At 45.1% G+C, this 26,083-nt stretch carries 29 protein-coding genes and 1 pseudogene; 11 read left to right on the top strand and 19 right to left on the bottom strand.

Translation table 11 applies throughout. From position 1 onward, the window contains the following. The first annotated feature begins 116 nt into the window (after window positions 1–116). Window positions 117–620, top strand: a complete 504-nt coding sequence (cwlK, locus tag AC0OMU_RS12625) for a peptidoglycan L-alanyl-D-glutamate endopeptidase CwlK (RefSeq protein WP_017695036.1) — start codon at window positions 117–119, stop codon at window positions 618–620. Window positions 621–627: 7 nt separating this feature from the next. Here the strand turns inward: cwlK and AC0OMU_RS12620 are convergent, their stop codons facing one another. Together AC0OMU_RS12620 and AC0OMU_RS12615 are read right to left on the bottom strand one after the other, a co-directional pair. Then, window positions 628–1,989: a YcdB/YcdC domain-containing protein gene (locus AC0OMU_RS12620; protein ID WP_327830466.1), complete on the bottom strand. Its 1,362-nt coding sequence runs from the start codon at window positions 1,987–1,989 to the stop codon at window positions 628–630. Window positions 1,990–2,175: 186 nt separating this feature from the next. After that, window positions 2,176–3,597 carry a YcdB/YcdC domain-containing protein gene (locus AC0OMU_RS12615; RefSeq protein WP_474241218.1) on the bottom strand — a complete coding sequence of 474 codons (1,422 nt, stop codon included), beginning with the start codon at window positions 3,595–3,597 and terminating at the stop codon, window positions 2,176–2,178. 173 nt (window positions 3,598–3,770) lie between these two features. Between AC0OMU_RS12615 and AC0OMU_RS12610 the strand changes: the two genes are divergently transcribed. Together AC0OMU_RS12610 and AC0OMU_RS12605 are read left to right on the top strand one after the other, a co-directional pair. Further along, window positions 3,771–3,902 carry a hypothetical protein gene (locus AC0OMU_RS12610; RefSeq protein ID WP_003246334.1) on the top strand — a complete coding sequence of 44 codons (132 nt, stop codon included), beginning with the start codon at window positions 3,771–3,773 and terminating at the stop codon, window positions 3,900–3,902. 22 nt (window positions 3,903–3,924) lie between these two features. Further along, window positions 3,925–4,989, top strand: a complete 1,065-nt coding sequence (locus tag AC0OMU_RS12605; RefSeq protein ID WP_003234750.1) for a DUF4352 domain-containing protein — start codon at window positions 3,925–3,927, stop codon at window positions 4,987–4,989. 38 nt (window positions 4,990–5,027) lie between these two features. Here AC0OMU_RS12605 and AC0OMU_RS12600 read toward each other — a convergent pair whose 3' ends face one another. The 3 genes from AC0OMU_RS12600 to natA form a co-directional block, all read right to left on the bottom strand. After that, window positions 5,028–5,960, bottom strand: coding sequence for an aldo/keto reductase (locus tag AC0OMU_RS12600; protein ID WP_474241217.1), 933 nt, complete (start codon window positions 5,958–5,960; stop codon window positions 5,028–5,030). Between the two features lie 135 nt (window positions 5,961–6,095). After that, a complete protein-coding gene (natB, locus tag AC0OMU_RS12595) occupies window positions 6,096–7,256 on the bottom strand; it encodes a sodium ABC transporter permease NatB (RefSeq protein ID WP_047182033.1) in 1,161 nt (386 codons plus the stop codon). Beyond that, window positions 7,257–7,997, bottom strand: a complete 741-nt coding sequence (gene natA, locus AC0OMU_RS12590) for a sodium ABC transporter ATP-binding protein NatA (protein ID WP_474241216.1) — start codon at window positions 7,995–7,997, stop codon at window positions 7,257–7,259. A 143-nt stretch (window positions 7,998–8,140) separates the two neighbouring features. Here natA and natR point away from each other — a divergent pair, with 143 nt between their 5' ends. Further along, window positions 8,141–8,842, top strand: coding sequence for a two-component system response regulator NatR (gene natR / locus AC0OMU_RS12585; RefSeq protein WP_003234759.1), 702 nt, complete (start codon window positions 8,141–8,143; stop codon window positions 8,840–8,842). Window positions 8,843–8,854: 12 nt separating this feature from the next. Next, window positions 8,855–9,811, top strand: a complete 957-nt coding sequence (natK, locus tag AC0OMU_RS12580) for a two-component system sensor histidine kinase NatK (RefSeq protein ID WP_047182032.1) — start codon at window positions 8,855–8,857, stop codon at window positions 9,809–9,811. 39 nt (window positions 9,812–9,850) lie between these two features. Here the strand turns inward: natK and AC0OMU_RS12575 are convergent, their stop codons facing one another. Next, the gene (locus AC0OMU_RS12575) at window positions 9,851–10,927 is read right to left on the bottom strand and encodes a helix-turn-helix domain-containing protein (protein WP_003246276.1); all 1,077 of its coding nucleotides are present in this window, start codon (window positions 10,925–10,927) and stop codon (window positions 9,851–9,853) included. Window positions 10,928–11,161: 234 nt separating this feature from the next. On the opposite strand from AC0OMU_RS12575, the gene AC0OMU_RS12570 reads away from it, so the two are divergent. Continuing rightward, complete coding sequence (locus AC0OMU_RS12570) at window positions 11,162–11,545, top strand: RDD family protein (RefSeq protein WP_327844636.1); 384 nt, start codon at window positions 11,162–11,164, stop codon at window positions 11,543–11,545. Between the two features lie 38 nt (window positions 11,546–11,583). On the opposite strand, the gene lipA is transcribed toward AC0OMU_RS12570, so the two are convergent. Both lipA and ansZ read right to left on the bottom strand, forming a co-directional pair. Continuing rightward, the gene (gene lipA, locus AC0OMU_RS12565; protein WP_063336004.1) at window positions 11,584–12,222 is read right to left on the bottom strand and encodes a lipase LipA; all 639 of its coding nucleotides are present in this window, start codon (window positions 12,220–12,222) and stop codon (window positions 11,584–11,586) included. Window positions 12,223–12,382: 160 nt separating this feature from the next. After that, window positions 12,383–13,510, bottom strand: coding sequence for an asparaginase AnsZ (ansZ, locus tag AC0OMU_RS12560; protein WP_474241215.1), 1,128 nt, complete (start codon window positions 13,508–13,510; stop codon window positions 12,383–12,385). Window positions 13,511–13,726: 216 nt separating this feature from the next. Between ansZ and lmrA the strand changes: the two genes are divergently transcribed. Beyond that, a complete protein-coding gene (lmrA, locus tag AC0OMU_RS12555) occupies window positions 13,727–14,293 on the top strand; it encodes a transcriptional regulator LmrA (RefSeq protein WP_003234771.1) in 567 nt (188 codons plus the stop codon). Between the two features lie 38 nt (window positions 14,294–14,331). Beyond that, a complete protein-coding gene (lmr(B), locus tag AC0OMU_RS12550; protein ID WP_474241573.1) occupies window positions 14,332–15,771 on the top strand; it encodes a lincomycin efflux MFS transporter Lmr(B) in 1,440 nt (479 codons plus the stop codon). A gap of 42 nt (window positions 15,772–15,813) precedes the next feature. Here the strand turns inward: lmr(B) and AC0OMU_RS12545 are convergent. Further along, window positions 15,814–16,916: pseudogene (locus tag AC0OMU_RS12545) on the bottom strand (aminotransferase class V-fold PLP-dependent enzyme). 78 nt (window positions 16,917–16,994) lie between these two features. Here AC0OMU_RS12545 and pcp point away from each other — a divergent pair. Beyond that, the gene (gene pcp, locus AC0OMU_RS12540) at window positions 16,995–17,642 is read left to right on the top strand and encodes a pyroglutamyl-peptidase I (protein ID WP_063335999.1); all 648 of its coding nucleotides are present in this window, start codon (window positions 16,995–16,997) and stop codon (window positions 17,640–17,642) included. On the opposite strand, the gene tatC is transcribed toward pcp, so the two are convergent. The 6 genes from tatC to cwlJ all read right to left on the bottom strand — a co-directional run bounded on the left by tatC (window position 17,639) and on the right by cwlJ (window position 21,944). Continuing rightward, window positions 17,639–18,367, bottom strand: a complete 729-nt coding sequence (tatC, locus tag AC0OMU_RS12535) for a twin-arginine translocase subunit TatC (RefSeq protein ID WP_015382674.1) — start codon at window positions 18,365–18,367, stop codon at window positions 17,639–17,641. The genes pcp and tatC overlap by 4 nt on opposite strands. 60 nt (window positions 18,368–18,427) lie before the next feature. Beyond that, window positions 18,428–18,640, bottom strand: a complete 213-nt coding sequence (gene tatAD, locus AC0OMU_RS12530; protein ID WP_003223835.1) for a sec-independent protein translocase protein TatAD — start codon at window positions 18,638–18,640, stop codon at window positions 18,428–18,430. A 12-nt stretch (window positions 18,641–18,652) separates the two neighbouring features. Beyond that, window positions 18,653–20,404 carry an alkaline phosphatase PhoD gene (gene phoD / locus AC0OMU_RS12525; protein ID WP_474241214.1) on the bottom strand — a complete coding sequence of 584 codons (1,752 nt, stop codon included), beginning with the start codon at window positions 20,402–20,404 and terminating at the stop codon, window positions 18,653–18,655. 18 nt (window positions 20,405–20,422) lie between these two features. Continuing rightward, window positions 20,423–20,599 (bottom strand): hypothetical protein, encoded by a 177-nt coding sequence (locus AC0OMU_RS12520; RefSeq protein WP_003234785.1) that lies wholly within the window; start codon window positions 20,597–20,599, stop codon window positions 20,423–20,425. 79 nt (window positions 20,600–20,678) lie between these two features. Continuing rightward, window positions 20,679–21,410 (bottom strand): vWA domain-containing protein, encoded by a 732-nt coding sequence (locus AC0OMU_RS12515; RefSeq protein WP_474221834.1) that lies wholly within the window; start codon window positions 21,408–21,410, stop codon window positions 20,679–20,681. A gap of 105 nt (window positions 21,411–21,515) precedes the next feature. Continuing rightward, complete coding sequence (gene cwlJ / locus AC0OMU_RS12510) at window positions 21,516–21,944, bottom strand: cell wall hydrolase CwlJ (RefSeq protein ID WP_015715185.1); 429 nt, start codon at window positions 21,942–21,944, stop codon at window positions 21,516–21,518. Window positions 21,945–22,229: 285 nt separating this feature from the next. Between cwlJ and AC0OMU_RS12505 the strand changes: the two genes are divergently transcribed. Continuing rightward, entirely contained in the window at window positions 22,230–22,616 is a 387-nt protein-coding gene (locus AC0OMU_RS12505) for a YndM family protein (protein WP_003246313.1), read from the top strand. Next, complete coding sequence (locus AC0OMU_RS12500) at window positions 22,576–22,710, top strand: hypothetical protein (protein ID WP_119122840.1); 135 nt, start codon at window positions 22,576–22,578, stop codon at window positions 22,708–22,710. Before AC0OMU_RS12505 ends, AC0OMU_RS12500 begins: the two co-directional genes overlap by 41 nt. Here AC0OMU_RS12500 and AC0OMU_RS12495 read toward each other — a convergent pair. The 4 genes from AC0OMU_RS12495 to ycbL all read right to left on the bottom strand — a co-directional run bounded on the left by AC0OMU_RS12495 (window position 22,671) and on the right by ycbL (window position 26,008). Continuing rightward, on the bottom strand, window positions 22,671–23,357 hold the full coding sequence (locus AC0OMU_RS12495; protein ID WP_080467383.1) for an ABC transporter permease: 687 nt from the start codon (window positions 23,355–23,357) through the stop codon (window positions 22,671–22,673). The genes AC0OMU_RS12500 and AC0OMU_RS12495 overlap by 40 nt on opposite strands. Window positions 23,358–23,375: 18 nt before the next feature. Next, window positions 23,376–24,299, bottom strand: a complete 924-nt coding sequence (locus tag AC0OMU_RS12490; protein WP_474241213.1) for an ABC transporter ATP-binding protein — start codon at window positions 24,297–24,299, stop codon at window positions 23,376–23,378. Between the two features lie 91 nt (window positions 24,300–24,390). Beyond that, on the bottom strand, window positions 24,391–25,326 hold the full coding sequence (gene ycbM, locus AC0OMU_RS12485; RefSeq protein WP_474241212.1) for a two-component system sensor histidine kinase YcbM: 936 nt from the start codon (window positions 25,324–25,326) through the stop codon (window positions 24,391–24,393). Between the two features lies 1 nt (window position 25,327). Beyond that, the gene (gene ycbL, locus AC0OMU_RS12480; RefSeq protein ID WP_080010608.1) at window positions 25,328–26,008 is read right to left on the bottom strand and encodes a two-component system response regulator YcbL; all 681 of its coding nucleotides are present in this window, start codon (window positions 26,006–26,008) and stop codon (window positions 25,328–25,330) included. Between the last annotated feature and the right edge of the window lie 75 nt (window positions 26,009–26,083).

Below are 26,083 nucleotides of genomic sequence, written 5' to 3'. Positions count from 1 at the left end.
GCCTCCTTCCTCCTGCTACTATTTATGTTATATTTTATCATAGCTGTTCGCTTTTAGAGAGAGTCAATCACTTAAAAGCGTTAACATTCAGCACATCTTGAGAAAGTGAGACCGATATGAAGTTACCCGCAAAAACATTTGTCATCTTATGTATTCTATTTCTTCTAGATCTTTGTTTTAGTTATATTCGGCATGAATGGCATTCTCAAAACGCCTTGCAGGACATGCCTGTCCCTTCGGATCTTCATCCGATTGTGAAGCAGAATGCCGATGCACTCAAAGCCGCTGCAGCGAATAAAGGCATTACCGTCGTCATTACTGAAGGATTCAGGTCCTTTAAGGAACAAGATGAATTATATAAACAGGGACGTACAAAAAAAGGGAATATTGTCACCTATGCAAGAGGAGGGGAATCGTATCATAACTATGGTTTAGCGATTGATTTCGCCCTTCAAAAAAAGGATGGAAGCATCATATGGGATATGGAATATGACGGCAATCAAAACGGAAAATCAGATTGGCTGGAGGTTGTCGAGATCGCTAAGACACTCGGTTTTGAATGGGGCGGGGATTGGAAACGATTCAAGGACTACCCCCACTTGGAGATGATTCCTAACTAGACACCCCTCACAGCCTTTTCTTTTTCCTTATGTGCGCATCAATATAGGAAGGGTAAACCGGCTTATAGACAAGTTTGTAGTGCTGGTCACTGCCTGCAGTAAAATCAGGCTGCCATTCCAGCTTCACATCAAAAGCGGCTAAAAACGCTTCTCTCGCTTCTTCAGCGGAAACATCCGGCCTGTGATTTATCGCTTCCAATTGTTCAGGTTCAATATCAGGCGCCATAAAAGCGTCAATCAACCCAGTTTCCGGATTGACAATGATGCGGGCAGCGCCGAACCGCAGCGGCACTCCTTTATACCAGACAGAAAAATGGTTGCGGACTCTCCCTCTCTCATCAATTCGGACGGGATTCACCCTGAAAAACTCAGCCGCTCTCGGATAGAGGGCATACAAAAATTGAAGCGCTATCTCTTGGCATTCTTCCGTGGAGCATTGGCGGTTGTTCGGCCGCTCCATAAAAGAAAGCGCTGCTTTTAATTTTCCAGTTCTTTTATCCGTCTTCATTTTGATTGTGTTTTTATTTCTCGTTTCAAAATAGCTTCCGATGCTTAAATCCTTACGCTCCGGCGCAGCGCCCCTGCGCCATGTGCTTCCAATTTGTTCTCCAAAGTCTCTTTCACTGACTTTCTGCATATCAGAGGTAAAACCCAGCAAGGCAAATATATCAACTTCTTCCTTGTTCTGAAGCGGCGGCAGTGGCGCCGTGTTTTCTATTCTTTCATCTGCGATATGCTGGTCGGGCACAATTTCGTCTATATCTGCGGGATAGCTGTATCCCGGGAGAATCGGTTCATAAACAAGCCTTGGTTCCTGTTCGCCATCAATGACATCATACATCAGCTCAAAAGACATTGTGTTTAAGTAATGGGACACAACCTTCTCTTTTGCTACAAATTCTGTCGGAACTTCGGCTTTATGCCCTTCCCCGTAATATAGAAAGTGGACAATCTGACCGCTGCGTGTCATATCAATTAAAAAACCTGAATTGGGAATCGGAAGCCCCAGCTCCATTTTGGTATAGACAAACCGGATGTGCTGCCCCCGTTCTTCCTTACCTTGAAAATGAAAATTCATAAATGTGCCGGGATGATTGGCAGCGGCAAACTGAAGAGCCATCAGCTTCAGCTCGGCATCTGGAAGTTGTTTGTCTGTCTCGGAGCGGACAGTTGTTGAAAAGGTGAGCAAAGCGCCGTCATTTCTAAGTTCAACTGTAATGTGCTTTTCCGGATCTTTAGGGTCCTTCCAGATAAAATATGCCTGCCCGTTCTTCTTTTGCTTTTGGTCGTAATCTTCTATCTCAAGCTCATAATGCGTCGGTACATTTCCGATCTCCTGCGCCTTCTTTTTCAGCTGTTTATTAACCAATGAAGTCATCCCTTTCAAAGAGTCTACGACAAAGAGAATCCTGTTTATTATATAAAAAGACCTTTCTTCATTTAAAGTGAAGAAAGGTCCTTTTCTATTATTGTCATTGTTTTTCGAGATTCTTTCTGTTACTTTCATCACATACTCTCTTCTATATCCGAGGCAATTGCGTGACTTTTGACTGTTTCACCATAAGCTGAAGACAGCCTCTCCTGTATGTGCATCGATAAAACGCGGATACACCGGCCTATAGACGAGCCGGTAGCTGTGTTCTTCATTATCGTGATATTCTCTTTCCCAGCCAAGCTCAACTTTAAAATGCTGCCAAAAGATAGACTTGGCTTGTTCAACTGAAATGGCCGGCACAGGATTAATGGTTGCCAGCTCATTTGGGTCAATATCCGGTCCCATATAAACGGTGATATACCCTGTCTGGCGGCTGACACAAATTTTGATCTGCCCAAATCGGATCGGAACTCCGTGACAATGCGCTTCAAATGTAAAAACAGCGACTGCGTTTTCTTCTTCATCCTTTTCGTCGTATCTGATCCTAAAATATTGATCGGCATTCGGAAATAAAGCAAACAGAAAGCGAAGCGCGATTTTTTCGCACTCTGCCAAAGTTACTGTCAGCGGCCCTTTTTCCTCCATAAATGACATGACGCCTTCGAGTTTTCCGGTTTCTTTATTATAGATGGTTTTCAGCACTTGATGAGTCCGTCCCTTAAACCAGCTGTCCATGCTTTTATCCGCCGGCTGATACACAGGGTCATCCGGATTCCGCCAAACGATTCCGATTCTCCCATCTCCCAAATCCGCTTCCCGCTCTTTGACAAACCCATTTTCAATACCAATCATGCTGTCAGGATCGGCCTTTTCGTGGATGCCCTCGAATAAAGGGAGAGGAAAGCTCTCAGGCTCCCTGTAATTATCGTCATCATCAACTTCTCCTTGTTCTTCTTGAACCAAATCCGCAGGTACGGTAATCGCCCTACATTCAGGCTCATACACCAAATGCGGCTGATCATCTCCATTTTCGTAAACAGAACGATGGAGAACCTGAAACAAAAGGTCGAACTCCACGTCCTTCTTGATAAAGGCAAGTGCCTCTTCAACATCCGCGACCCTCTTTGGCTTGATGATGCTGCCTGCTTCGCCGTAATAGCGGAAGTAAACGATCTCACCTGATAAGGAAACATCAGCCATAAATCCGCTCATGGGGAGAGGAAGCCCAGCCTCCATTTGAACATATGAAAATCTCACTTTATTGCCGTATGCACGGTCATTTTCTTCACGAACAAAGCCAGAGAGTGCCCCCGGATGATGAGTCTCGACAAATTGGCGCATGATATCCTCTAGTTTCTCCTCAGACAGCCTTTCTCCGCTTTCAGGTTCAATATCACGGGAAAGAGATTCCAGCTCTCCGTCCGGTCCAAGTTCCACGATAATGCCGATATTCTCATCCTGAGGATCTGCCCAACAAAAATGAGCTCTTTTGTCATCACCGCCATAATCTTCAATTTCCAGTTTTAAGTGTGTCGGCACCCGGCCGATTTCCAGTGCTTTTTGTTTCAGTCCCTCTTTCTTCACAAAGGCAGCCCCTTTCATCCTTCTTAAGTTCCCTCCAACTAATCAAAAAGTAATAGTCTAAAATACACAGTTTTCTGAGTTTACCAGTTTTACCAGAACATTTTTCACCAAAAATAGGATGATGAACCTATTCAATATAAAAGCTAATAATCTTAAAATTAATTCCGTTGTAACTTTTTATAGGTCCATTCATGACAAAGGAGGGCGGAGTTTCCAGAAAATCCGGTGAAAACCGTGAGAAAAGAACTGATTTTTTTGGTTATATGATGCTAATCCATTCAAAAAGATCCATTTCTCAAAGACAAAAGACTCCCCTTTCCTAAACCATTTGAGGAGGAAAAATGAATGTTTCAGAAAAAAACGTACGCTGTTTTCCTAATTCTTCTGCTGATGATGTTTACAGCTGCTTGTTCCGGCAGCAAAACAAGCGCGGAGAAGAAAGAATCAGAAACAGAAAAAAGCTCAGATATAGCTCAAGTCAAAATCAAGGATGTCTCTTACACGCTTCCGTCTAAATATGATAAGTCCACTTCAGATGACCAGCTTGTGTTAAAAGTCAATGTCGCGGTGAAAAACACAGGAAAAGACCCGCTGAATGTAGACAGTATGGATTTCACATTGTATCAAGGTGATACCAAAATGTCTGACACAGACCCTGAAGACTATAGCGAAAAGCTTCAAGGCAGCACGATTAACGCTGACAAATCCGTTGAAGGAAATCTTTTCTTCGTTGTAGATAAAGGCAAGCAATACGAGCTTAACTATACGCCGGAATCTTACGGTGATAAAAAGCCAAAATCAGTTACTTTTAAAATTGACGGAAAAGACAAAAAAATCCTGGCGACGGCAGATAAGCTCCAAGATTCTGCAAAAGCGTTATCAGCTTATGTTGATGTCCTTCTTTTCGGCAAAGATAACGCCGATTTCGAAAAAATCACCGGCGCTAACAAAAATGAAATTGTAAATGATTTTAATGAATCAGCCAAAGACGGTTATCTCTCAGCTTCTGGCCTTTCCAGCACATATGCAGACAGCAAAGCGCTTGATAATATCGTGAACGGCATTAAAGAGGGATTAAGCAAAAACTCTTCCATTCAGGCAAAAACGACTTCAATCTCTAAAGACGAAGCAATTGTTGAAGCCACAGTTAAACCTGTAGATGCATCTTCTCTTTCAGACCGTATCGAAGACAAAGTGAAAGACTACTACAGTAAAAACTCTAGTGCCAGCTATGAAGAGGCAGTGAAATACGCGCTTCAAGTCTATCCTGAGGAATTCAAAAAGCTTGGACCTGCTTCATCTGAAAAAACAGTTGAAGTGAAAATGAAGAAAAATGACATCGACCAATGGCAGCTTGATATGGATGATTACAGAGCAGCAGAATTAGTCGAAGCATTCATCAAAGAATAAAACACCAAAAGGAAATAGCCTTGACGGCTATTTCCTTTTTATTTAAAAATGTCGCTGATGAAATTCACTTCGTCTTCGGTCAGTTCAATGTTCAAGGTTTTCAGGTTATCCTGTAATTGCTCAGGTCGTTTAGCTCCTGGAATAATGGCATCAATCGCCGGTCTCGTTAACAGCCACGCCAAGGCGACATGTGCCGTATCCGCTTGTTTTTCCTCCGCTACTGCTTTCAGCTTATCTACTTTTTTGAGATTGTGGATAAACGTTTCACCCTGAAATTGAGGTTTATCCTTTCTGAAATCATCAAAGACGGTGTCTCGCGTGAATTTTCCTGTCAGCAGTCCGGACGCAAGCGGAAAGTAAGGAATATAGGAGATGCCTTGTTTTTCACAGTACGGAAGAAGCTCTTTCTCGGCATCACGCTGTATGAGAGAATATTCGGCCTGGAAGACCTCCAAATAGCCGTCAGCATTAAATTCCTGCAATTGCTGATAATCGAGGTTCGAAGCGCCGATTGCTTTGATTTTCCCCTCATCCTTCATCTCTTTCAAAGTGCCCGCCACTTCAGCGAGAGGTGTTTTTCCATCCGGAAAGTGAACATAATACAAATCAATGTAATCTGTTTTCAGCCGCTTCAGGCTCTTCTCGACCTCGCTGCGAAGAAACTCCCGGCTATTGTCTAATTCAATGCTGCCGTCCACTTCTTTATGAGCTCCTTTGGTGGCGATGATGAGCTCATTCCGCACGCCGCGTTCCTGTAAGACTTCGCCGATTAATTCTTCAGATCGCCCCAATCCATATATAAAGGCGGTATCGATAAAATTGACGCCGCCATCCAATGCCGTGCGCACTAAATCCTTCCCTGTTTCATCATTTAGATTTGGAAATAGATTATGCCCGCCGACCGCATTCGCGCCGAATCCGATCCGCTTCACCTTCAGCTTCGTTTTGCCGAGTGTACGTGTTTGATCCATTGTTCCTTCTCCTTTGAAACCAATTTTGATGAAAAATAGTGCAGGGTCACTTTTTGTATTAGATATCCTTTTTCTATTTTCCTTCTTTTTTCAGGATATACAAAAAGGAGAAAGTGTATTTCTCCTTTCGCAAGTTTATTTTGGAAGAACCCATTTGTCTTTCAGGAAGCAGGCTCTGGCTAGTAAAAAGAAGATGGCGATGAGCACGGCGATGGTTCCTGACGTAGACAAAATGGCAGCCGAGTCAACCATCCCGAATAAAAGCTGTTTAAATAACGCATGCAGGTTCAGAAACGGGATGAGAAAGTATGATAAGTCAAATTGGTTCGGTGCCTTGCTGAAGATGAAAAACATCGGGAACACAGGCAGAAAGACGACGAGAGACATATAACTTTGCGCTTCTTTTACCGAGCTGGACATGATGCTGATGAAAAGCTCCATCGCAGAGATCAGCAATGCAGAGAGCACAATGATTAAGGCTGAAGCGCCGATTACAATCCACATATGATCTCCCAGCTGGAAGGCCGTTTTTAAATTTTCGGTAAATAACACGGTGGACAAAATCAAAAACACCAAAGCCAATACACCTGAAGCCACGCCAAAAGTGGAAACCGCAAGCCACTTGCCGACCAGCATTTTGTTTCTGCTGACTGGCGTTAATAGCAGCGCCTCGATTGACTTCCGGTCCTTTTCACCGGCCATGATATCAAGAGCGATCGGCATTGCGCCGGAAACAATGGAAGTCAGAATCAGCATGGGCAGAATGGCGGAAAGCATAATAGCGGAAGTCCCTTTCTCCTCATCCGCTTCCTTTTGCTGAATCGTAAACGGCTGGATCACCGATTGATCAATATGCTTATTTGTTAAACGTTGCTGCACAATTTCATTTTTGTACTGATCTAAGGCAGACTGCACAAACTGCATGGCATTTGACGACCCTTGATCGATTGAATTGCCGTAAACATCAACCTTAAAAGGTGTCATGCTGTTGACATAAGAGTCGAACTCTTTCGGGACGTTCAGATAGGCATCTGCTTTTCCTTCATCAACTGCCTCTTCAGGCTTTGCAAATGTTTTTACGCTGATTTCGTCAATCTCATTAAGCTTGCTTTCCAGTGCGGGCGGAAGCGAATGGCCGACAGCCAGCGTGTACTGCTCCCCTTTGTCGGACAGCATGCTTTCATAAAAGAAGACAAGTCCAAGCATCATAATCATCGGCACTAAGATTGTGAGTAAAATCGTTTTTCTGTCGCGCAAAGCGTCGATCATTTCTTTTTTATAAATATGGCTCAGCATTTAAGAAATCCCCCTGACAAGCTTAGACATAAAGATGTAATTCAAATCCTCACTGCGCTCGCTCTCGTATAGGGATTCAAGCGCTCCTCGGTAAATCACCTCTCCGCTGTGAATCATGATGACACTGTCACAGAGCGCCTGCACTTCCTCCATAATGTGGCTGGAGAAAAGAATCGTTTTTTGTTCTCTTTTCAGCTGCTGAATAAATTCGCGTAAGATGTTGCTTGACGTAATATCAAGCCCAGTTGTCGGCTCATCAAATAAAATGATGTCCGGATCGTGAATCAGCGCTCTGGCAATGGCGACTTTCTGCCTCATGCCTTTCGAAAACCCGCCCACTCTCCGGTTCATATAATCGCGCATGCCGAACCGTTTCGATAAATCTTCTATTCTTGCTTTGATCTCGTGGCGGTTCAGCCCATACAGCCTGCCGAAGTATTGGAGATTTTCTTTAGCGGTCATCCTGTCGTAAAGCCCGGTTTCTCCTCCGAATAAGACACCGATTCTTTTTTTGACCTCAGCCGGCTGCTTGACCGTGTCAAAGCCGTCTACTGTGATTACACCCTGTGATGGTTCAAGCAAGGAAGCAATCATTCTCAGCATCGTGGTTTTGCCGGCACCGTTTTCTCCGAGAATGCCGACGACTTCTCCTTTTTCAATTGTTAAACTTACATCTCGCACCGCTTTGACTACTTTTTTCTTATCCTGAAACCTGCGGCTGCAATCGGTCAGTGTAATCATGTCACAATCTCCCTTATCTTTATTTCTAGTAATGACTATATACGAAAAGCTGGATTAGTTGGATAAAGTTGTCGCGAAGAGTTCTTTTTATGTCGCGAAATGGGATAGAATAAAGATGATTCTATGTAACTAGGGGAATGATAATGGTAAAAGTCGGACTTGTAGATGATTATCGAGTAGATTTAGAGAAGCTGGAAGCGATCGTGTCCAGAATGCAGGACGTCGAAATTGTCTTTTCCACCGATTCAGCGAAGGAAGCCTACAGGCGGGTAAAGAACGGAGACATTGATCTGCTGCTTGCCGATATCGAGATGCCCCATATGTCTGGCTACGAGCTTGCTGATTTGATCAAATCCCATTCACTTGATGTGGATGTGATTTTTGTTACCGGCCACGGCGGTTATGCGGTTCACGCCTTTGACCTGAACGTCCATGATTATATTATGAAGCCGTACTATGCCGACCGTCTGGCCGCTTCCTTCGACCGGTACTTGAAAAAGAAAACGGAAACGAGTTTAAATGGGCGTATATTGATAAAGCAAAAGTCTGAAATGCATGTCCTGCAAAAGAAGGATATTATTTTCGCAGAACGGACGGGACGTTCGACGACGATTGTGACAACCGCCGAAGAGGTGCAAACGTATCAAACATTAAATGATATTAAAGGCGACCTGCCCGAAAAAGATTTTCTTCGTTCGCATCGTTCCTTTATTATCAACATTCATTACATAAAGCATTTTTCCGCTTATACCAAGCATTCATTTACAGTTTCCTTTGAGGGAACGTCTAAAAAAGCGATGATCACCAAGCAGCAGCTTGATTATTTTCAAAACTACTATTTTTGAGGAGTTTAGTACGTGATTACCCTTTTTCAATGTCTTTATCTGATTTTATTTAGTTTCATATGTTATCAGGGAGCTGCTGCTCTTTCACACAGCACAGCCGTCTCTTGGCTCACCGCTGTTTTAGGCGCAGCTGCTGCAGGATTGTACATTTGGAAAACGAAGCGGGTGTGGAAACACTGTTCCTCAGGTCTTTGTGCATGGATTGCCGTGATTCAAGTGATGTCGGCGGGAGTGGTGCTGATCGGCACAAACATCATGCCGGCATTATGTGTAATCGCGATATTTGCAGGGTGTGAAGGGCTCCGTATCGGACAGTCTGCTTTGCAGGCAAGGCTTTCTGATCAAATTGATAAGCTGACTCAGGCTGAACAGCACGCCAATCAAATGCTGATTGATGTCAGAAGCCGGAATCATGACACAATGAAACATATCACTGCAATCAAATCAGCTCAGCCCAAGGCAGATACACAAGCATATATTCAAAACTGGGCGGATCAATACAGTCAATATGACCGTTTTTTGAAAGGAGAGAACGCGTACGTTGCAGGGGTGCTTTATGATTTTTTAGAAAAAGCCCGCGCCTCGAATGTGAGTGTTTCGCTGCATATGCATACACCGCTTTCTTCCCTTCCGTTTTCGCCTGCTGATCAGGTCAGCTTGGTCGGCAACATATTAGAAAATGCGCTCGACAGCGCGGCGGAGGCCCGAGAAAAAGCAGAGATTAAACTGGAGACTTCACTGCGCAGCGGACTTTATGTACTGACTTGTGAAAACAGCACTCCCGGGATGGACCCAAAAGTGCTCGATACAATCTATCAATCGTTTGGCCGCTCAACGAAAAACGGCGCTCATGAAGGCATGGGCACATATATCATTCAAAAACTGGTGAAGAGCGCTTTTGGCAGGCTGGATTTTACCTACCGCCACCCCGTCTTCCGGTTAGAAATCAAAATTCCGTTTCAGAAATAAAAAAACCTTGAAAAGCCTGGCTTTTCAAGGTTTTTTTCATTATGAGGATAACGCTTGGGCAAAACGATCCGCTTCATCCTGCAGCGTGCTTTCAATTTCTTTGTAACGGCTGGAAATCGTTGATGCACTAACGCCGTATTTTTTCGCCAGTTTAGCTTGAGAAACGGACGCGCCGTTAAGAGAAATCGCGTTTACATAATATTCAACTGCTGCCGCAAAAGCTTCCGGCTTTCTGATGACAGGTGATTTTTTCTCGCAGAATGTTTTCCAGATGTCAATAACAGCTGGGATCAATTCAGTCGGATACTCTTCACCGCTCATGCCTTCTTCAATAGCCGCAGCGGTTTCTTTCTCCAAGTCGTTTGCCCACTCAACAGTGCTTACTTCCGCTTTCTCTGCTTGTGGCTCTTCATCTTTCTCAGCTAACAACGCGAACAGAACGTTGTTGAATTCCTGCTTCATGAAGTCCTCCGGCGTTTTGCCGTCCTTCACAGCGGCATCCGCATATTTCTTCACCTTGCTGATCAGAGCTTCTGTTCTCTTCACCGGGAAGATCGTGAACTGCATGAAGAATTCTGCTTTTTCCGCTTCGTGGATTGGGTATCCAAGAATCAGGCTTCCCACTGGAGGAAGGTCTTGATTGCTGGCGTCCATTTCCACTTCGAATTGTTTTGCCGTAATGACATCTTCAAAGTGAATGATACCTTCCTTCAGGTCCTTCAGCAGCAATAAAGCAGGCGTCATGCTCTGCCATGATTCTACGATCTCACGCGTTTTCGGACGAGTGATCGAATCGCCTTTTTTCTGAAGGTACTCTTCGAAGATTGTCTTCTCACCAGCAAGCGGGTGGAAGAAAATTCCCCAGATTCCTAAGTTAAATACGCTGATGTCTTTCGTCTGTCTGTCCATAGCAGAAAGAAAATCATGCTGGTTGATAAAGCCTGAAATGCTTTCTCTATGTACTGTGAAGGCGTACTCCACTAAGTCTTCCTGAATTTGTTTCGCTTCTTTTGCCGCTAGTTCCGCCGGGAAGTCGACAACTTTACTTCCGCAGCATTTTTTATATTTCTTGCCGCTGCCGCACGGGCAAGGGGCATTTCGTTTCACTTTTCCCACAATAAACCCTCCGAATTCTGTTGTAACTTTTCTATTTTAACAAAAATAACTTCTGAGGGCTTGGTTTCGGGCTAAAAAAGAATTTGGTAATATGATTATCCGGCTGATTATGCCAATTTACCTATGACATTTTCATCATCTTTTGTGAATTAAGGCTTATCACCTATTCCCACTTTAGGCCCTTCTTTTTTACAATCATTAGGTATTTATCTAAAATTTTAAGGAGTGTTTAAGTTGGAACTAGCTGGTTTTATGCTGCGCGCCTGCGCTCTTGTACTTGATGTAATCATTGCCGCAGCAGTGATTTTGGCTGCCGGATTTACGTTTGGCGACGGCTCCGCAGGCGTCATTATTGTCGCCATACTCATGTTGCTTGTGTATCCTTTGCTGATGCCGCTGACAAATTGGAAGGGCACACTGGGCAAAAAAATCATCGGGCTGCAAATCGTGAGGGACGAAACATATAAAAAAATATCCTTCCCGCAAGCCATTGTCCGTTACCTGATAGCGTGGGTGCATGTATTCTCCCGCCTGATCTATTTGACAGCCGCATTTACGAAGAAAAAGCAAACCGTTCATGATATGGCGGCGAAAACCATTGTGCTAAAAGCAGAATAACCTTGAAGAATAGGACTCTTCAAGGTTATTTGATCTCATTAGTTTGTATTCTGGCCCCCGCCGTTCAGCCCTTCTTTAATCAGGCTGTTGACTTGGCTGCTGTACAGAAGGCCGATGTGTCCAACGCCATGGATTTGAACGTTTCTAGCACCATCTAATCTTGATAAGTAATTCATGACAATCATATCGGCACTGCTGTAAATGGATGTGTATAAAATCTTTTGATTTGGATCTGTTCCCGGAAGCGCCTTGCCTGTCGTCAAACGGTTGGCGCCGCCAAGCGTTACGACGTTTGCAATTTTATTTCCGCCGTCCAGATTTTTTATGTAGTAAAGTGTGTTCGCGCCCCCCATGCTGTGAGCGACAATATCCACTTTTTTCGCGCCCGTTTCATCTAAAACCTTTTGCACAAATCGTGATAATACCGGGCCATTGTTATAATTTGTCCCTGTCTTGTCCCAAAAATCAACTGCATACAGCTTGTCCCGCGACCAGCCCTGAGATACGAGATAGCTCTTAATTCCCGCAAAATTGAATGATGCCCCTCCAATACCGTGAACCATAACGACTGGATTGTGTTCGGCGGCTTTTGCTGACGGCTGCAACGCAAACAGCGATGTAACAGACAGCATCAAAATTGTTACAAGTGCAATGAACTTACTTTTTACAAATTTCATAATATCCTCCTTTTTTTGTAACAAATTCTCCAATTATATTACGTTACCAAATTAATTAAGTAAAGGGTAATTTTGGCTTATTTTTAAAGGAATTTTAAGATTCAGAGGTCATTATTAGTCCTAAAAAGCCAAAAAAAAAGGCTTATTCGCCTTCTTTTCTTCAATACTCATTGAAATAAGCTTGGATTTTTTGAGGATCATTTGTTTTGGTAAGCGCAAGCATCAGCAACATCCGTGCTTTTTGGGGGTTTAAAGAGTTCGATGCCAGCAGGTCCTTTTCCGCATAGTCTTGGTTTGGTGTGACGACACCATTTCCCGTGCGGGTAGAGCGCACCACTGTGACGCCTTTTTTGACTGCACTGTCCGCCCCTTTTTCGGCTGCATCAGATAAAGACCCGTTCCCAGACCCGGCAAATACAATCCCCTTTGCTCCGGCTTTTACAGCAGCGTCAAACAGGTAGCTTCCGTCATTTTGGTATCCATAGATAATGTCAACCTGCGGCAGCTCATCAAGATTAGAAACCGAGAAATCCGTGTCCTTCGTATGCTTACGGGTAATCTCATTATTAAAATAGATATCATCTGCAATTGTTCCGACGAAGCCCATTTCTTCTGATTTAAATGTATCTGTTGTGGTTGTGGTTGTTTTGGTGACATATCGGGCTGAGGCAATCCGGTCGTTAAGAACAACAAGCGTCCCTTTCCCTTTTGCCTCAGGTGCACCTGCCACTTTCACTGCATTGTACAGGTTAGAAGGCCCATCAGCGCTGATGGCGGTGGAAGGTCTCATCGAACCGACAATAACAACCGGTTTATCACTTTTCACGGTAAGATTCAAAAAATATGCGGTTTCCTCCAATGTATCTGTTCCATGAGTCACGACGATTCCGTCTACATCATCTGTAGCGAGCAAGTGGTTGATGCGTTTCGCCAGCTTCAGCAATATTTTATTATCAATATTTGTGCTGCCGACGTTAACAATCTGCTCGCCGCTGACGTTTGCAATGTCCTTCATTTCTGGAACTGCCTCGATCAGTGATTCAACGCCGACAACACCTGCTTTATATTCAGTTGTTGAGGTTTTCGATTGATCGGCACCAGCTATCGTGCCTCCTGTCGCTAAAATTCTAATATTCGGCAGATCCTTTTTTTCAGATGCAGAAGCCGAAGAGACTTTTTGTGTCTGCGTTTTTTCTTTCGGGGATTCTTTTGTTTCAGGAGAATGTGAACATCCGGTAAAAACAAACAATAGTGCGGTAAAAAGTACGAGCATTCGTTGTTTTTTCATCTATTTCTCTCCTTACATCCATATGATGATTAATCATTGAATATTTTATCTATTCAGTCAAAAGATCAGTCAGCTTTTCTCTCAGTATTTTTTGTTGTTATATCCTTCTTTTTTTGTCTTTTCATACAATGATTTTTTCTTGACAATTGATGATTGAATCAGGATAATAGACCAGTCACTATATTTTTGATTGCAATTCAGTAAGGTGGGAATGTTATGAGTTATGGAGATTCCCGTGAGAAAATCCTTTCGGCAGCTACCCGGCTTTTTCAGCTGCAGGGGTATTACGGCACGGGGCTGAACCAGATTATAAAGGAAAGCGGCGCGCCTAAAGGCTCTCTTTACTACCACTTTCCCGGGGGTAAAGAACAGCTTGCGATCGAAGCCGTGAATGAGATGAAGGAGTATATCCGTCAGAAGATCGCGGACTGCATGGAAGCCTACACCGATCCAGCGGAAGGCATTCAAGCCTTTTTGAAGGAGCTCTCCTGCCAGTTTTCATGTACGGAAGACATTGAAGGCTTGCCTGTGGGCTTGCTAGCGGCTGAGACGTCATTGAAAAGCGAACCGTTGCGCGAAGCCTGTCATGAAGCCTACAAAGAATGGGCTTCTGTGTATGAGGAAAAACTGCGGCAGACTGGCTGCAGCGAGAGCCGTGCAAAAGAAGCCAGCACTGTGGTTAATGCGATGATTGAAGGCGGCATCCTTTTATCTTTGACGGCAAAAAACAGTACGCCGCTCCTTCATATCTCCAGCTGCATTCCTGACCTGCTGAAGAGATAAAAAAACGACATACTACATGCAGTTGATAGAGAGGGGAAATAATTTTGGAAACAACAGCTAAAGCATCTCAGCAATACAAAGTGATGCCGATTATGATTTCCTTGCTGTTGGCCGGTTTTATCGGCATGTTCAGTGAAACAGCGCTGAATATTGCGTTAACCGACCTTATGAAGGAATTGAACATTACAGCGGCAACCGTCCAATGGTTAACGACGGGCTACCTGCTTGTACTCGGTATCCTTGTTCCTGTTTCAGGACTGCTGTTGCAGTGGTTCACAACAAGACAGCTTTTTACCGTGTCACTTATCTTTTCAATTTTAGGTACATTCATTGCGGCGCTTGCGCCGAGCTTCTCGTTTTTATTAGCGGCAAGGATCGTTCAGGCACTTGGAACCGGTCTTTTACTGCCCCTAATGTTTAACACAATCTTGGTGATTTTCCCGCCTCATAAACGGGGCGCCGCAATGGGAACGATCGGTCTTGTCATTATGTTCGCGCCCGCCATCGGCCCAACTTTCTCAGGATTGGTTCTGGAGCATCTCAACTGGCACTGGATTTTCTGGATCTCTCTTCCATTCCTTGTGCTGGCGCTTGTTTTCGGTATCGCATATATGCAGAATGTATCTGAAACGACAAAGCCGAAAATCGATGTATTGTCTATCATCCTGTCGACGATTGGCTTCGGCGGCATTGTGTTCGGATTCAGCAACGCGGGTGAAGGCTCCGGGGGATGGTCCAGCCCGACTGTTATCGTGTCGCTGATTGTCGGCGTTGTCGGCCTTATCCTATTTTCAATCCGCCAGCTGACAATGAAGCAGCCGATGATGAACCTCCGTGCGTTCAAATACCCGATGTTTATTTTGGGTGTGATCATGGTGTTCATTTGTATGATGGTCATTCTGTCATCTATGCTGCTTCTGCCGATGTATCTGCAAGGCGGCTTAGTCCTGACTGCATTTGCATCTGGTCTTGTTCTCTTGCCGGGCGGTATTTTAAATGGATTTATGTCCCCTGTTACAGGCCGCTTGTTCGATAAATACGGGCCGAAATGGCTTGTCATTCCGGGATTTGTGATTGTCACCGTTGTACTATGGTTCTTCTCAAATGTCACGACCACTTCAACGGCTGTGCTGATTATCATCCTGCACACCTGCTTGATGATCGGGATTTCTATGATCATGATGCCTGCACAGACAAACGGTTTAAACCAACTGCCGCGCGAATTTTATCCAGACGGCACCGCCATTATGAACACGCTGCAGCAAATGGCCGGCGCTATCGGAACAGCGGTTGCGGTCAGCATTATGGCTGCAGGCCAGCATGATTATATGAGTACAGTTAAAAACCCTGCCGATCCGGCAGTTATCCCGCAAGCTTTGACAACGGGTGTACAGCACGCATTTGTGTTTGCAATGATTGTTGCCATTATCGGTTTAATTGGCGCTTTCTTTATGAAGCGCGTGAAGGTAGATCATTAATATGAAAAACCCCTGACCTAGTGTTCAGGGGTTTTTCTATGTTTACTTATAGACCATTTTCGCCGCGATTTCATCAATCGCGTGCCGCAATTCCTCCTTCGTATTATAAAAATGGGGAGCGAGACGGATAACATTGTCCCGCGGCGCGCAAATCACTTTTTTCTTCTTCAGCAACGCCGCCGTTTCCGATGCCCGCTCATCCCGGATCGCAACCATGCCCGGCTGAATCCCCTCTTGTCCCGCCGCCAGCTTCAGGCCTTTTTCAGCGGTATATTGAACTGCATCGGCACAGATCGTTTTCACATGATCCCGGATATGAGAAACCCCAATATGATTCAGCAGCGATAAAGCCGCTGCAGCTGCGTATACGCTGATAAAAGCTGGGGTGCCCGTTTGAAAACGACGCGCGTCTTTTGCATAAACCCCATCAAATTCGTTCTCTCTGCCGAACCAAGCTGATGCTTTCGGCTTCAGTGCGTCAGCCAGCTCCTTTCTCACATAAAGAAACGCCACACCCGGTATGCCGAGCAAATACTTCCGGGTGCCTGCTGCCAGCATATCTACGCCCCATTCCTTCACATCAATGGGAATATGCCCGGCTGATTGATAAGCATCTACAAACAATAAAGAGCCCTTTCTCTGAGAAATCTCGGCAATCACTTTTATATCCTGAACATAGCCGTCACGATAATGAACGTGAGGAACACACGTCAGTACTGTTTCATCCGAAATATGCGTTTCATACTGTTCAAGCGGCAGCACGCCGTCTATTGATGGAATGACGGATACGAGTGTGCCTGCCAAACATGAGGCACCGCCGGAAAATCCATATCTGTATATACAACGTGCTTCTTTCCAAATGCAGTTAAGGACGATGCTACAGAAACCAGCGCATCAGAAACTGACGGCACAATCGCCACTTCATCCGGTTCAGCCCCGATCAGCTTTGCAAACTCGTTTCTCGCAAACTCTGTTTTTTCGATCGCTTCTTTCCAGTTCGTCCCCATATACAGCAGGCTATCATGATAATCCTGGATCGCCCTTGATACTGGCTCTGCCAATGCGCTCTGAGAACAGCTGGCAAGCATCGTATGCGTCTGCAAGGTTGGGAATAAATGACGATACTGCTGCGGCAAATGCTCCATTATGATTCACTCCTTTACATTATTTTGATGAAAAACCCATAAATAAACAATAGAATGAAAGAAAAAGGAGATGAGAAAATGAGAAAAAAAGTGCTGATCACTGGCTTTGACCCTTTTGACAAAGAAACCGTCAATCCATCATGGGAAGCGGCGAAACGGCTTAATGGCTTCGAGACGGAAGAAGCCATTATTACAGCGGAACAAATTCCAACCGTCTTTAGATCCGCTCTGGACACTCTGCGCCAAGCCATTCAAAAACATCAGCCAGATATCGTGATTTGTGTCGGCCAAGCAGGAGGACGGATGCAGATTACACCGGAACGAGTGGCGATCAACCTTGCAGATGCGCGAATCCCCGATAACGAAGGACATCAGCCGATTGATGAAGAGATTTCTCCAGACGGACCCGCCGCTTACTGGACAGGGCTTCCCGTGAAACGAATGACTGCTAAGATGAAGGAACACGGCATTCCAGCTGCGGTTTCCTACACAGCGGGGACCTTTGTATGCAACTATTTGTTCTACGGGTTAATGGATCACATTAGCCGGACATCCCCGCACATTCGCGGCGGTTTTATTCATATTCCTTACATTCCGGAGCAAACAATCGACAAAACAGCGCCGAGCCTCAGCCTGGACACGATTGTCCGGGCATTGAGAATCGCCGCTGTTACGGCCGCACAATATGATGAGGATGTGAAGTCACCGGGCGGTACGCTGCACTAAGCGGCCGCCGCTGTTTCTTCCCTCAGCCTCTTTTTATAGACAAACGCCGATAGGGTGACACTCACTTCAAACAGGACAAGAAGCGGGATCATCACGAGAAAATCAGAAATAAAATCAGGCGGTGTAATCAATATGGACACGACTATCAGCAGAAAATAGGAAAGCTTTCTCGCTTTGGCCAGTCTGTAAGGATTTAAGAGGCCCAGCCTTGTTAAAAACATCACCACCAAGGGCATCTCAAACAAGAAGCCGAACGGCAGGCTCAAATTCACCATAAACCTAAAGTAGCGGTCAGCCGTAAACATTGTTTCAAAGTGGCCGGAGGATAAATGAGTCAAAAAACTGAGCACGATCGGAAACAAGACAAAGTATCCGAAGGAGATGCCCGCCAAAAACAACGCAAATAAACCTGGTATGTACATGAGCGTTACCTTGCGTTCCGTTTTCGTCAGCGCCGGTGCAACGAAACGCCACAGCTGGTACGCGGCAACAGGGATAGAAGCCGCAATGGCACAAATGCCGGAAAGCATCATATACACCCAGAGGATTTCACTCGGCCCAAGCACAGCCAGCTTTCCATCCAAATCCCTGATCAGCCAGTCATAAATGTCCTGTACGAACAAAAAAGCCGTGATGAGAAATAGTAAAAATGCCGCAAGGGTGACGATAATCCGGCGGCGAAGCTCTTCTAAATGCCCGATCAGATGGGTTTCTTTTTTATCCATTCAAAAAAGCCCTCCCTTTCATAAAAAAAGAGGCAGACCCGGTGTCTGCCTCATCAGCATTCAGCCCGCGTTTTTGTCCTGCTTTACCGCTGTCAGCTCAGCTGATTTCTCTTCTTTTTCATCACCAGACACAAGTGATTTTGTGGCGCTTTTAAATTCCAGCAGTGTCCGTCCGGCCGCACGCCCGATTTCCGGCAGCTTGGAAGGGCCAAAAATAATGAGGGCGATGACGAAGATCAGAATCAAGCCCGGTATTCCAATGTTTGAAAACATAATTTCCACTCCTTATTTCGTGATTTTTGCCCGCTTCTTAATCATTTGTTTTTCGTGGGCTTTGTTGTGCGCAAAGAAACGATCCTCTTCGACCTCATCGGATTGCTTCACCCCGCCTTGGATTGTTGTGGATGATACCTTTCTCAACCCAGTTTGGTCTTTCTGGTAAACGAATGAAGCCCTCGTGGAAATGGCTGCGCCCGGCTCGGTCACAAATGGCATCACCCGATAATCGGCTTTCCACTGGTGAGGCGTCACTGTACAGCGGACATATCCGCGATAGTCGTTAAAGAATTTGATGTGCGGATTTTCTTTTAAAATTTGGTCCGTATCCGCCCGCTTATCCGCTCCGTTCCCTCCGGATGTGATCGAGGTTCCGACAAATTCGGCTCCGAATATTTTTGAACTTGTCTTCTCGAAATCGACATGCAAATTCGATGCCCAGCTTGCGTGTACATCACCTGTCAGTACGACAACATTATTCAGATTTTTACTTTTAATGAAATTGATAACCCGTTCGCGCTGAGCCGGGTAGCCGTCCCACGAATCCATGCTGTAGATCGGACTTGCGCTTGTCCCGAAATTCCACTTTGCAAAGAAAATCTGCTGCGCCAGCACATTCCAGTGGGCTGTCGAGCTGCCCAAATTGTCGAAGAGCCACTGCTCCTGTTCTTTTCCAAGCAGGGTCCGATTCGGATTGCGCGATTCATCAGAAGGCGGCTTATTGCCGTCGTTATTGGCTTGGTCGTCCCTGTACTGGCGGGTATCAAGCACATTGAAGGACGCCAGGTTTCCGTACGTAAAGTGCCGGTACAGCTGCATATCTGGGCCATTCGGCAAAGAGGAAATGCGGAGCGGCATATGTTCATAGTATGCCTGGTATGCTGCCGCGCGGCGGAGCACGAATGCTTCAACCGACTGTCCTTTTTCAGGTATTTTATTGGCATAGTTGTTTTCAACTTCATGGTCATCCCAAGTTACAACCCAAGGGAATGCCGCATGTGCAGCTTTAAGATTGGCGTCAGAACGGTATTGAGCGTGACGGTTCCGATAGTCTTGCAGCGTAATGATTTCCGCGCTGTTGTGCGTGCGGACATTGCCTGTTTTTGATACATATTCATTTGGGCCGTATTCATATATGTAATCACCGAGATGGAAGACAAGATCAAGCTTTTCCTTTGCCATATGCTTGTAGGCCGTATAATATCCGTGCTCATATTGCTGGCAGGAAGCAAATGCAAAGGTCATTTGCGGCACATTGGCGCCAGGGGCAGGCAGTGTTTTTGTTTTTCCGACAGGGCTTAGTTCATGGCCGGTTTTGAAACGGTAATAGTACACTTTGTTTGGCTCAAGCCCGTCCGCTTCCACATGAACGGAATGGGCAAGACTCGGTTTAGCCATTTCAGTGCCTTTTCTTACGATTTTACGGAAATGCTCATCCTTTGCGACCTCCCATTTGACAGGCACTGCTTGCTTCGGCATTCCCCCGCCATTCAGCGGATCTGGTGCCAGGCGTGTCCAAAGCACGACGCTGTCAGAAAGCGGATCACCTGACGCTACCCCTAATGTAAACGGATAGCTTGAGAATTTAGGCGCAGCATTTACTTCAAAGGCCCCAACCGACTGGGCAATCGTTAATCCAAGAGAAAGTCCTGCAATCTTCCCCGCTCCTTGAATAAATTTACGGCGGTCAAACGTATTGTTTTGTAAGCTTTCCTCTTTCAGTTTCTGTACCCATTCATCAAAACGACTGTCGTATGCCATTCAAGATCCCCTCTCTCCTCATTGATCGTCTCCATTATAGGAAATCATTGTTAAACGACTGTGAAGAAGTGTGAACCGATTGTAAGCGCTGAACATCAAAAACAGGTCTTCCCTCACAAGCCTGCCGCTGAAACATGCCGAAAGCTGGCTGAATGACGCGTTTTCTGCATATCCTGTCGTTTGCAAGCCGCCCATTCGGACTATTTTTCTTCACATGATCTTAAAAAAACAAAAACACCGAGCCATTTCGCAGAATGACTCAGTGCCTTATCAGTTATTTCGAAAACAATCTGCTGAAAAAGCCCTTCTTTTTCGGCTTTTCAGCAGGAGGCTCTTGTTCTCTTACAATCCCTTTTTCCTTCGCTTCTTTCAGCCAAAATGGAAATTCAGCAAGCAGAGCATCATAAAGCTCATCATCAGAAATGCGGTCAATCTCTTCGATATGCAGGAAGTTCGTGTTATCAATGACACGCCCTTCTAACGTATTTAGTTTATTGAGAAAATCAAAGTTTCCGTTTCCGATGCCGACAAACTGCCAGAACACCGGTTTATCAGAAGAAGCTTCAATTATCGGTTTGATTGACTTTTTACAGCCCCCGTCATTGATAAAAACAATGAAAGCAGGATACGAGCTCGGTTCCTCCGCAACATATTTGCGCAGCACGTCCTTCATGACTGGCGGCTCATCATTTCTGCCGAATTTATGCAAGCTGTCATTATTTAAAATTTCACGATCGACATAGCCCGAAAAATCCTTTTCTGAAACTGGCTTTAATCGGGAAAATTCATTATCATACACCCATACATCCAGCAAACCGTTATCATCAAACTGATCAGCCACTGCCAAAATCCGCTCCACCACATTTTGAACCGTCCCGTTTTTGTAGAGCGGTCTCATCGATCCCGTCATATCAAGAACCAGTCCGACACGAGCCGTCACCTTCGTTAACTGCTTTTTCTCCAGTACGATCTTTACACTTTTCTTTTGCAGGTCAATTGTTGCCATTCTGTCATCTCCGTCAACTCTTTTTTTTTCGATTATCTCACAGGCATATTTTCCATTGCATCTTTTCAAAGAAAAACACCGTTCAATTTGAACGGTGTCCTGTCTCTAAAATGTGTTATATACATTTTCACACGTCTCCGCCGTCGGCTGATAAAAGCAGTGTGACTTAAATCTGGCCACAAACGGCTGGTTATACCACTGGGCTGGACAGTCCCCCTCCGGCCTGAAGTACCACAAACTAAATTTTGCCGGCCAGCGTCTTTCACCGTTAATCGACCGCCGTGCAAGGGCACGCTCGCTATCTCGCGCCCTTTGATAAAAATATCCATGAGTCACAGCCTCAAACGCGTGTGGCTGATAAATCATCTGCCTGATGGTGCGGAGGCCTTTAAAATCTGAGCAATTCGCCCGCAGCCGATTAATTCCAACGTTGCCGACAAGCAGCATCCCCTGCTTGCCTTCACCTTCCGCTTCCGCTCTGAGCAGCCTTGCCATCAAATCAACATCCGCACTCGTTGCTCTCACGACCGCCATCACGTCACCTCCCCTTCATCTCTTTTCATCATATTTCATTACTTCAAAAGTGATGACGGAGGGACAGAGAAGTTTTTAAATTCATTCATCTAACGTCAAAGCAGCGTCCGGTGCGGTACAAGCTTCATGTTTCCGCTGTCGAAGCGCCGCAGCCTCAATTCCTGGATTCACATCATTGACCCCTCCCCAGCAGATTTGCACCCGCCTCCGAAAAGAAATAAGGTTTAACTTTTTACATTTGAGGAATTATACATAACAAATCAAATGACAAAAGGAGGAATTGCAATGACACATGTGAAAGCGCTCGCTATTAAAGGTATTATGACGATTATTGTGTTGTATCTGGTGCTTGGTCTGGGCTTTGGTTTCACGTTTGGTGATACGCTGCTAATGACGATTGTGTTAGGGGTTATTTCTTATTTGCTGGGCGATCTTTATGTATTGCCGAAATGGAATAATATGATTGCAACTTTGGCTGATTTTGGCTTGGCCTTTCTCGTGATTTGGCTGATGGGCATGCCGCTTTCTATGGGGATGACTGGCGGTGAAGTTGCATTGGCGGCTTTATTCGGCGCGATCGTCATGGCAATCGGTGAATATTGCTTCCATTTCTATATGATGAGCAAAGAGATTGGCAAGAAGCATTATCTTGAAACAAGAACAGACTCATAATGGAAAGGCCGGTGCTGACAGCATCGGCCTTTTATACATATTGGGCGCCTTTGTTTACGCATCCTGCTTGTCCGCATTCCTGATCGCCATGTAGGAAAAGAACAATCCGAATGCCGCTAACGATAACGGGATATACACAACAGATGAAATCGAGAAGCCCGGACTTGTTGAACTGATGAGCATCACAATTACTACAGATGAAATGATGGTCGCCGGAACTGAGTGTCTACGCATCCCAAAAAAGATGGGAACTAAACTGGTTCCAGCGGCGCCAAAAGCGAAAACCGCCATTTTGACCGCCTGTTGAGAAATGATCTCGGAAGTAAGCTCTCCCGGTATGAAATGGTAGATCGAGTTCAGCCAAAAGAAACCAGCGGCTATGAGTATATTTGAAAGTAAAATCGTGATAAACGTCAGTCCGCTCGCGATCATGAGCTTAGCGGTGAGCAGCTTTTTACGGCTGATCGGGTACGTGAACATCACAAGAATGGTTTTGTTTTTATATTCCGAAATCACCAATTTTACGATCAGCACAGCGCCAAATACGATAAATACCGCTCTGACGAAGGTGCCGATGATGAGGAATGCTTCATCCGTACTTTGGAACGAAACCCCGCCATCGGCTTTTTCGGAATAACTGATCAGCCACATAAAGCCCATAATGATCACGTTGGCAATGAGGGCACCTCTGATATACCAGCCCATTTTCATTTTTCTTAATTCGATTCTGATCAAATTCATCAACGTGTCTCTCCTCCTTTACGCACTGATGCTATTGCCGTTGATCAATTTGATAAAATAATCCTCCAGCGACGTATACTTTTTGTTCATTGATTCAATGTCTACATCATTTAAAATCAGCGCTTTGGATATAGAAGCCTGTGAGGCTTCGGCTTCGTAAATTCGGATTGTTTTCTCATTTAAAATTTTAAAGTTGGTTAATTGCAGCTCTTTCTCAAGAACGAAGCAGGCCTTTGTCTGATTCGATGTAACAAGCTCGATGTATTCAGTGTTCTGGCCCCTGACATCCTCCATTGATACCTCTTCAAGCAGTCTGCCGTCCCGAATGACGCCGATCGTGTCCGCAATTTGTTCGATTTCACCCAGCAGGTGGCTTGAGATCAGCAGTGTCATCCCGTACTCTTTGCTCAGCACTTGAAACAATTGCCTGATCTTTTTAATGCCGATAGGGTCAAGACCATTCACCGGCTCATCCAGAATGAGCAGATCCGGCTTCGTGAGGATGGCACGCGCAATTCCAAGGCGCTGCTTCATCCCGAGGGAAAAGGTTTTGACGGGTTTTTTGTCGATTTGTTTTAAATTCACCATATCCAGCACTTCTTGTATGGCTTTTTTATTGTGGTATCCCATATATTCACAATGCAGATCTAAATTTTCTTCAGCTGTCAGGTTTTCATAAAAAATCGGATATTCAATCATGCTGCCGATGTTCCCCAGCACCTCATATGACGTGTGGGTGAACTTGTTCCCAAGAATGATGATTTCACCGCTTGTCGGTTTGACAAGACTCGTCAGCATTTTCATGATGGTTGTTTTCCCCGCGCCATTCGGGCCGAGAAAGCCATAGATTTCACCTTTTTTAATATGCATGCTGACATTGGATACGACCTCTTTGCCCTGATACGTTTTGGTCAGCCCGTTTGTTTGTACGATATAAGTCAACTTTGTTTCTCCTTCCCTCTCTTTTCCTGTTTTCTATTGTAGCGGCGAGCCCTGTCATTTTTATTTCTCAAACCTTAAGAAATTCTTACGATTAATATGTCATGCGTTTCAATGTGATCGTAAATGCAGTCTGTTCGTACGGCTTGCTTTGGACGGATATGGTGCCTCCCATTTTTTCTGTAAGCCGTTTTGTAATGGTTAAACCTAGTCCGCTTCCTTGAAATGCTTTATTTCTGGATTCTTCAAGTGTGTACAGCCTCTCAAACACCCGCTGCTGATCGGTTTCACTAATCCCTTTTCCGCGATCCCATACGGTGATGGCGATGTTCCTCTCATCATAAGACAGCGTCAGCCCGATTAACTTGCCGGCCGCGCCATATTGAATCGCATTGGACAATAGGTTTTGCAGGATTCTGTCCAGAGCCTCTTCATTCGCCTGCGCATACACCGGCGTATCCGGTATATCGATGGCTGCTTGAAAGCCTTTTGACTGAACAGCGTCATAATAGTGCAGGATATTTCGTTTGCATATGTCGTTCATATGTACTTTGGTGATCGGGATCTCTTTATCTTCAGATTCTAATTTCGCTAAATCAAAAAAGGAATTGATCATCTGAATAAGTTCATTCGTTTTCTGGCGTAGCTTCTCCAGCAATCTTTCCCGCTCTTCGTCCGGCATGTTCGGGTCACTTTGAATGGCTTCGATATAACCGAGAATGACCGTTAACGGCGTTTTCAGGTCGTGCGACATATTGGTCAGCATCCGCTTCATGGATTGCTCTGTTTTGGCAAATTGGGCGCTGATCTGCTGACGATTCTCAACGATAAGATTGATGTTAACAAGCAAGCCTTTGAGCGCATGATCGTCTGTAGGAAGCAAAATTTGTCCTGCCGAATCCCGGCTGAGCATGTAGCTAAGCTGGTCAGCCGTGTAAGCCAGATTCCCGTCCCGCTTCTTTTTCATTATGAATTGAATCACATTCAGACACGCCAGAGCGATGACAGCGGCCACCCATAGCACTGTCATTCTAAAACTCTCCTAATTTATAACCGATGCCCCATAGCGTTTTAATATATTGAGGGGAGGAGGGGTCATCCTCAATCTTTTCTCTGAGCCTCCGCATATGTACGTTAATGATGTTCTGATCATCAAAGTACTCTTCATTCCAAACGGAACGGTAGATTTGTTCTTTCGTAAACACTTTTTTAGGATTTGATGCGAATAAGCACAGCAGCTGCCATTCTGTTGACGTCAGCTGAAGCGGCTCTCCGTTTTTCAAAACGGAAACATTGTCTATATCTATCGCAAGCTGGTGAATCCGGATCACCTTATTCACAGCCGGCTCCTCTGCCGAATATTGCGTCGCCCGCCGTATCGCGGCTTTTACTCTGGCTGTCAGCTCAATCATCGAAAACGGTTTGGCGATATAATCATCCGCCCCAAAACCCAGTCCCAATGCCTTGTCTACATCTCCGTCTTTTGCCGAAATCATTAAGACCGGTATATTGCTTTTTTCCCGGATGATTTTCAGAAAATCCATGCCGTTCAGCTTCGGGAGCATGATATCAAGGAGGACCAAATCGTATGAATCCTGCTGAAACAGCCGGATGCCCTCTTCTCCGTCGAAAGCATGCACAATTCCAAAGCCTTCTTTTGTTAAATAATGATCCACCATTTCACTGATTGAGTGGTCGTCTTCTACAAGCAATATGCGCTGCATCTTCTCACCTAACCTTTACAAAATCAAAAAACACACACGTAATTACACTTATTGTAATTGAAA

The organism is Bacillus sp. FAU18, assembly GCF_056033885.1.
This window is presented reverse-complemented; position numbering and strand designations above follow the sequence as displayed.

Excerpts from the sequence above, each read along its gene's own strand:
- AC0OMU_RS12610 (WP_003246334.1), top strand. The coding sequence starts at position 3,771 with ATGACAAAGGAGGGCGGAGTTTCCAGAAAATCCGGTGAAAACCGTGAG.
- natB (WP_047182033.1), bottom strand. The coding sequence starts at position 7,256 with ATGCTGAGCCATATTTATAAAAAAGAAATGATCGACGCTTTGCGCGAC.
- natA (WP_474241216.1), bottom strand. The coding sequence starts at position 7,997 with ATGATTACACTGACCGATTGCAGCCGCAGGTTTCAGGATAAGAAAAAA.
- tatAD (WP_003223835.1), bottom strand. The coding sequence starts at position 18,640 with ATGTTTTCAAACATTGGAATACCGGGCTTGATTCTGATCTTCGTCATC.
- AC0OMU_RS12505 (WP_003246313.1), top strand. The coding sequence starts at position 22,230 with ATGACACATGTGAAAGCGCTCGCTATTAAAGGTATTATGACGATTATT.
- natR (WP_003234759.1), top strand. The coding sequence starts at position 8,141 with ATGGTAAAAGTCGGACTTGTAGATGATTATCGAGTAGATTTAGAGAAG.
- ansZ (WP_474241215.1), bottom strand. The coding sequence starts at position 13,510 with ATGAAAAAACAACGAATGCTCGTACTTTTTACCGCACTATTGTTTGTT.
- pcp (WP_063335999.1), top strand. The coding sequence starts at position 16,995 with ATGAGAAAAAAAGTGCTGATCACTGGCTTTGACCCTTTTGACAAAGAA.
- AC0OMU_RS12515 (WP_474221834.1), bottom strand. The coding sequence starts at position 21,410 with ATGGCAACAATTGACCTGCAAAAGAAAAGTGTAAAGATCGTACTGGAG.
- AC0OMU_RS12600 (WP_474241217.1), bottom strand. The coding sequence starts at position 5,960 with ATGGATCAAACACGTACACTCGGCAAAACGAAGCTGAAGGTGAAGCGG.
- lmrA (WP_003234771.1), top strand. The coding sequence starts at position 13,727 with ATGAGTTATGGAGATTCCCGTGAGAAAATCCTTTCGGCAGCTACCCGG.
- tatC (WP_015382674.1), bottom strand. The coding sequence starts at position 18,367 with ATGGATAAAAAAGAAACCCATCTGATCGGGCATTTAGAAGAGCTTCGC.
- cwlK (WP_017695036.1), top strand. The coding sequence starts at position 117 with ATGAAGTTACCCGCAAAAACATTTGTCATCTTATGTATTCTATTTCTT.
- AC0OMU_RS12605 (WP_003234750.1), top strand. The coding sequence starts at position 3,925 with ATGTTTCAGAAAAAAACGTACGCTGTTTTCCTAATTCTTCTGCTGATG.
- ycbM (WP_474241212.1), bottom strand. The coding sequence starts at position 25,326 with ATGACAGTGCTATGGGTGGCCGCTGTCATCGCTCTGGCGTGTCTGAAT.
- cwlJ (WP_015715185.1), bottom strand. The coding sequence starts at position 21,944 with ATGGCGGTCGTGAGAGCAACGAGTGCGGATGTTGATTTGATGGCAAGG.
- lipA (WP_063336004.1), bottom strand. The coding sequence starts at position 12,222 with ATGAAATTTGTAAAAAGTAAGTTCATTGCACTTGTAACAATTTTGATG.
- phoD (WP_474241214.1), bottom strand. The coding sequence starts at position 20,404 with ATGGCATACGACAGTCGTTTTGATGAATGGGTACAGAAACTGAAAGAG.
- AC0OMU_RS12520 (WP_003234785.1), bottom strand. The coding sequence starts at position 20,599 with ATGGGCGGCTTGCAAACGACAGGATATGCAGAAAACGCGTCATTCAGC.
- AC0OMU_RS12615 (WP_474241218.1), bottom strand. The coding sequence starts at position 3,597 with ATGAAAGGGGCTGCCTTTGTGAAGAAAGAGGGACTGAAACAAAAAGCA.
- AC0OMU_RS12495 (WP_080467383.1), bottom strand. The coding sequence starts at position 23,357 with ATGAATTTGATCAGAATCGAATTAAGAAAAATGAAAATGGGCTGGTAT.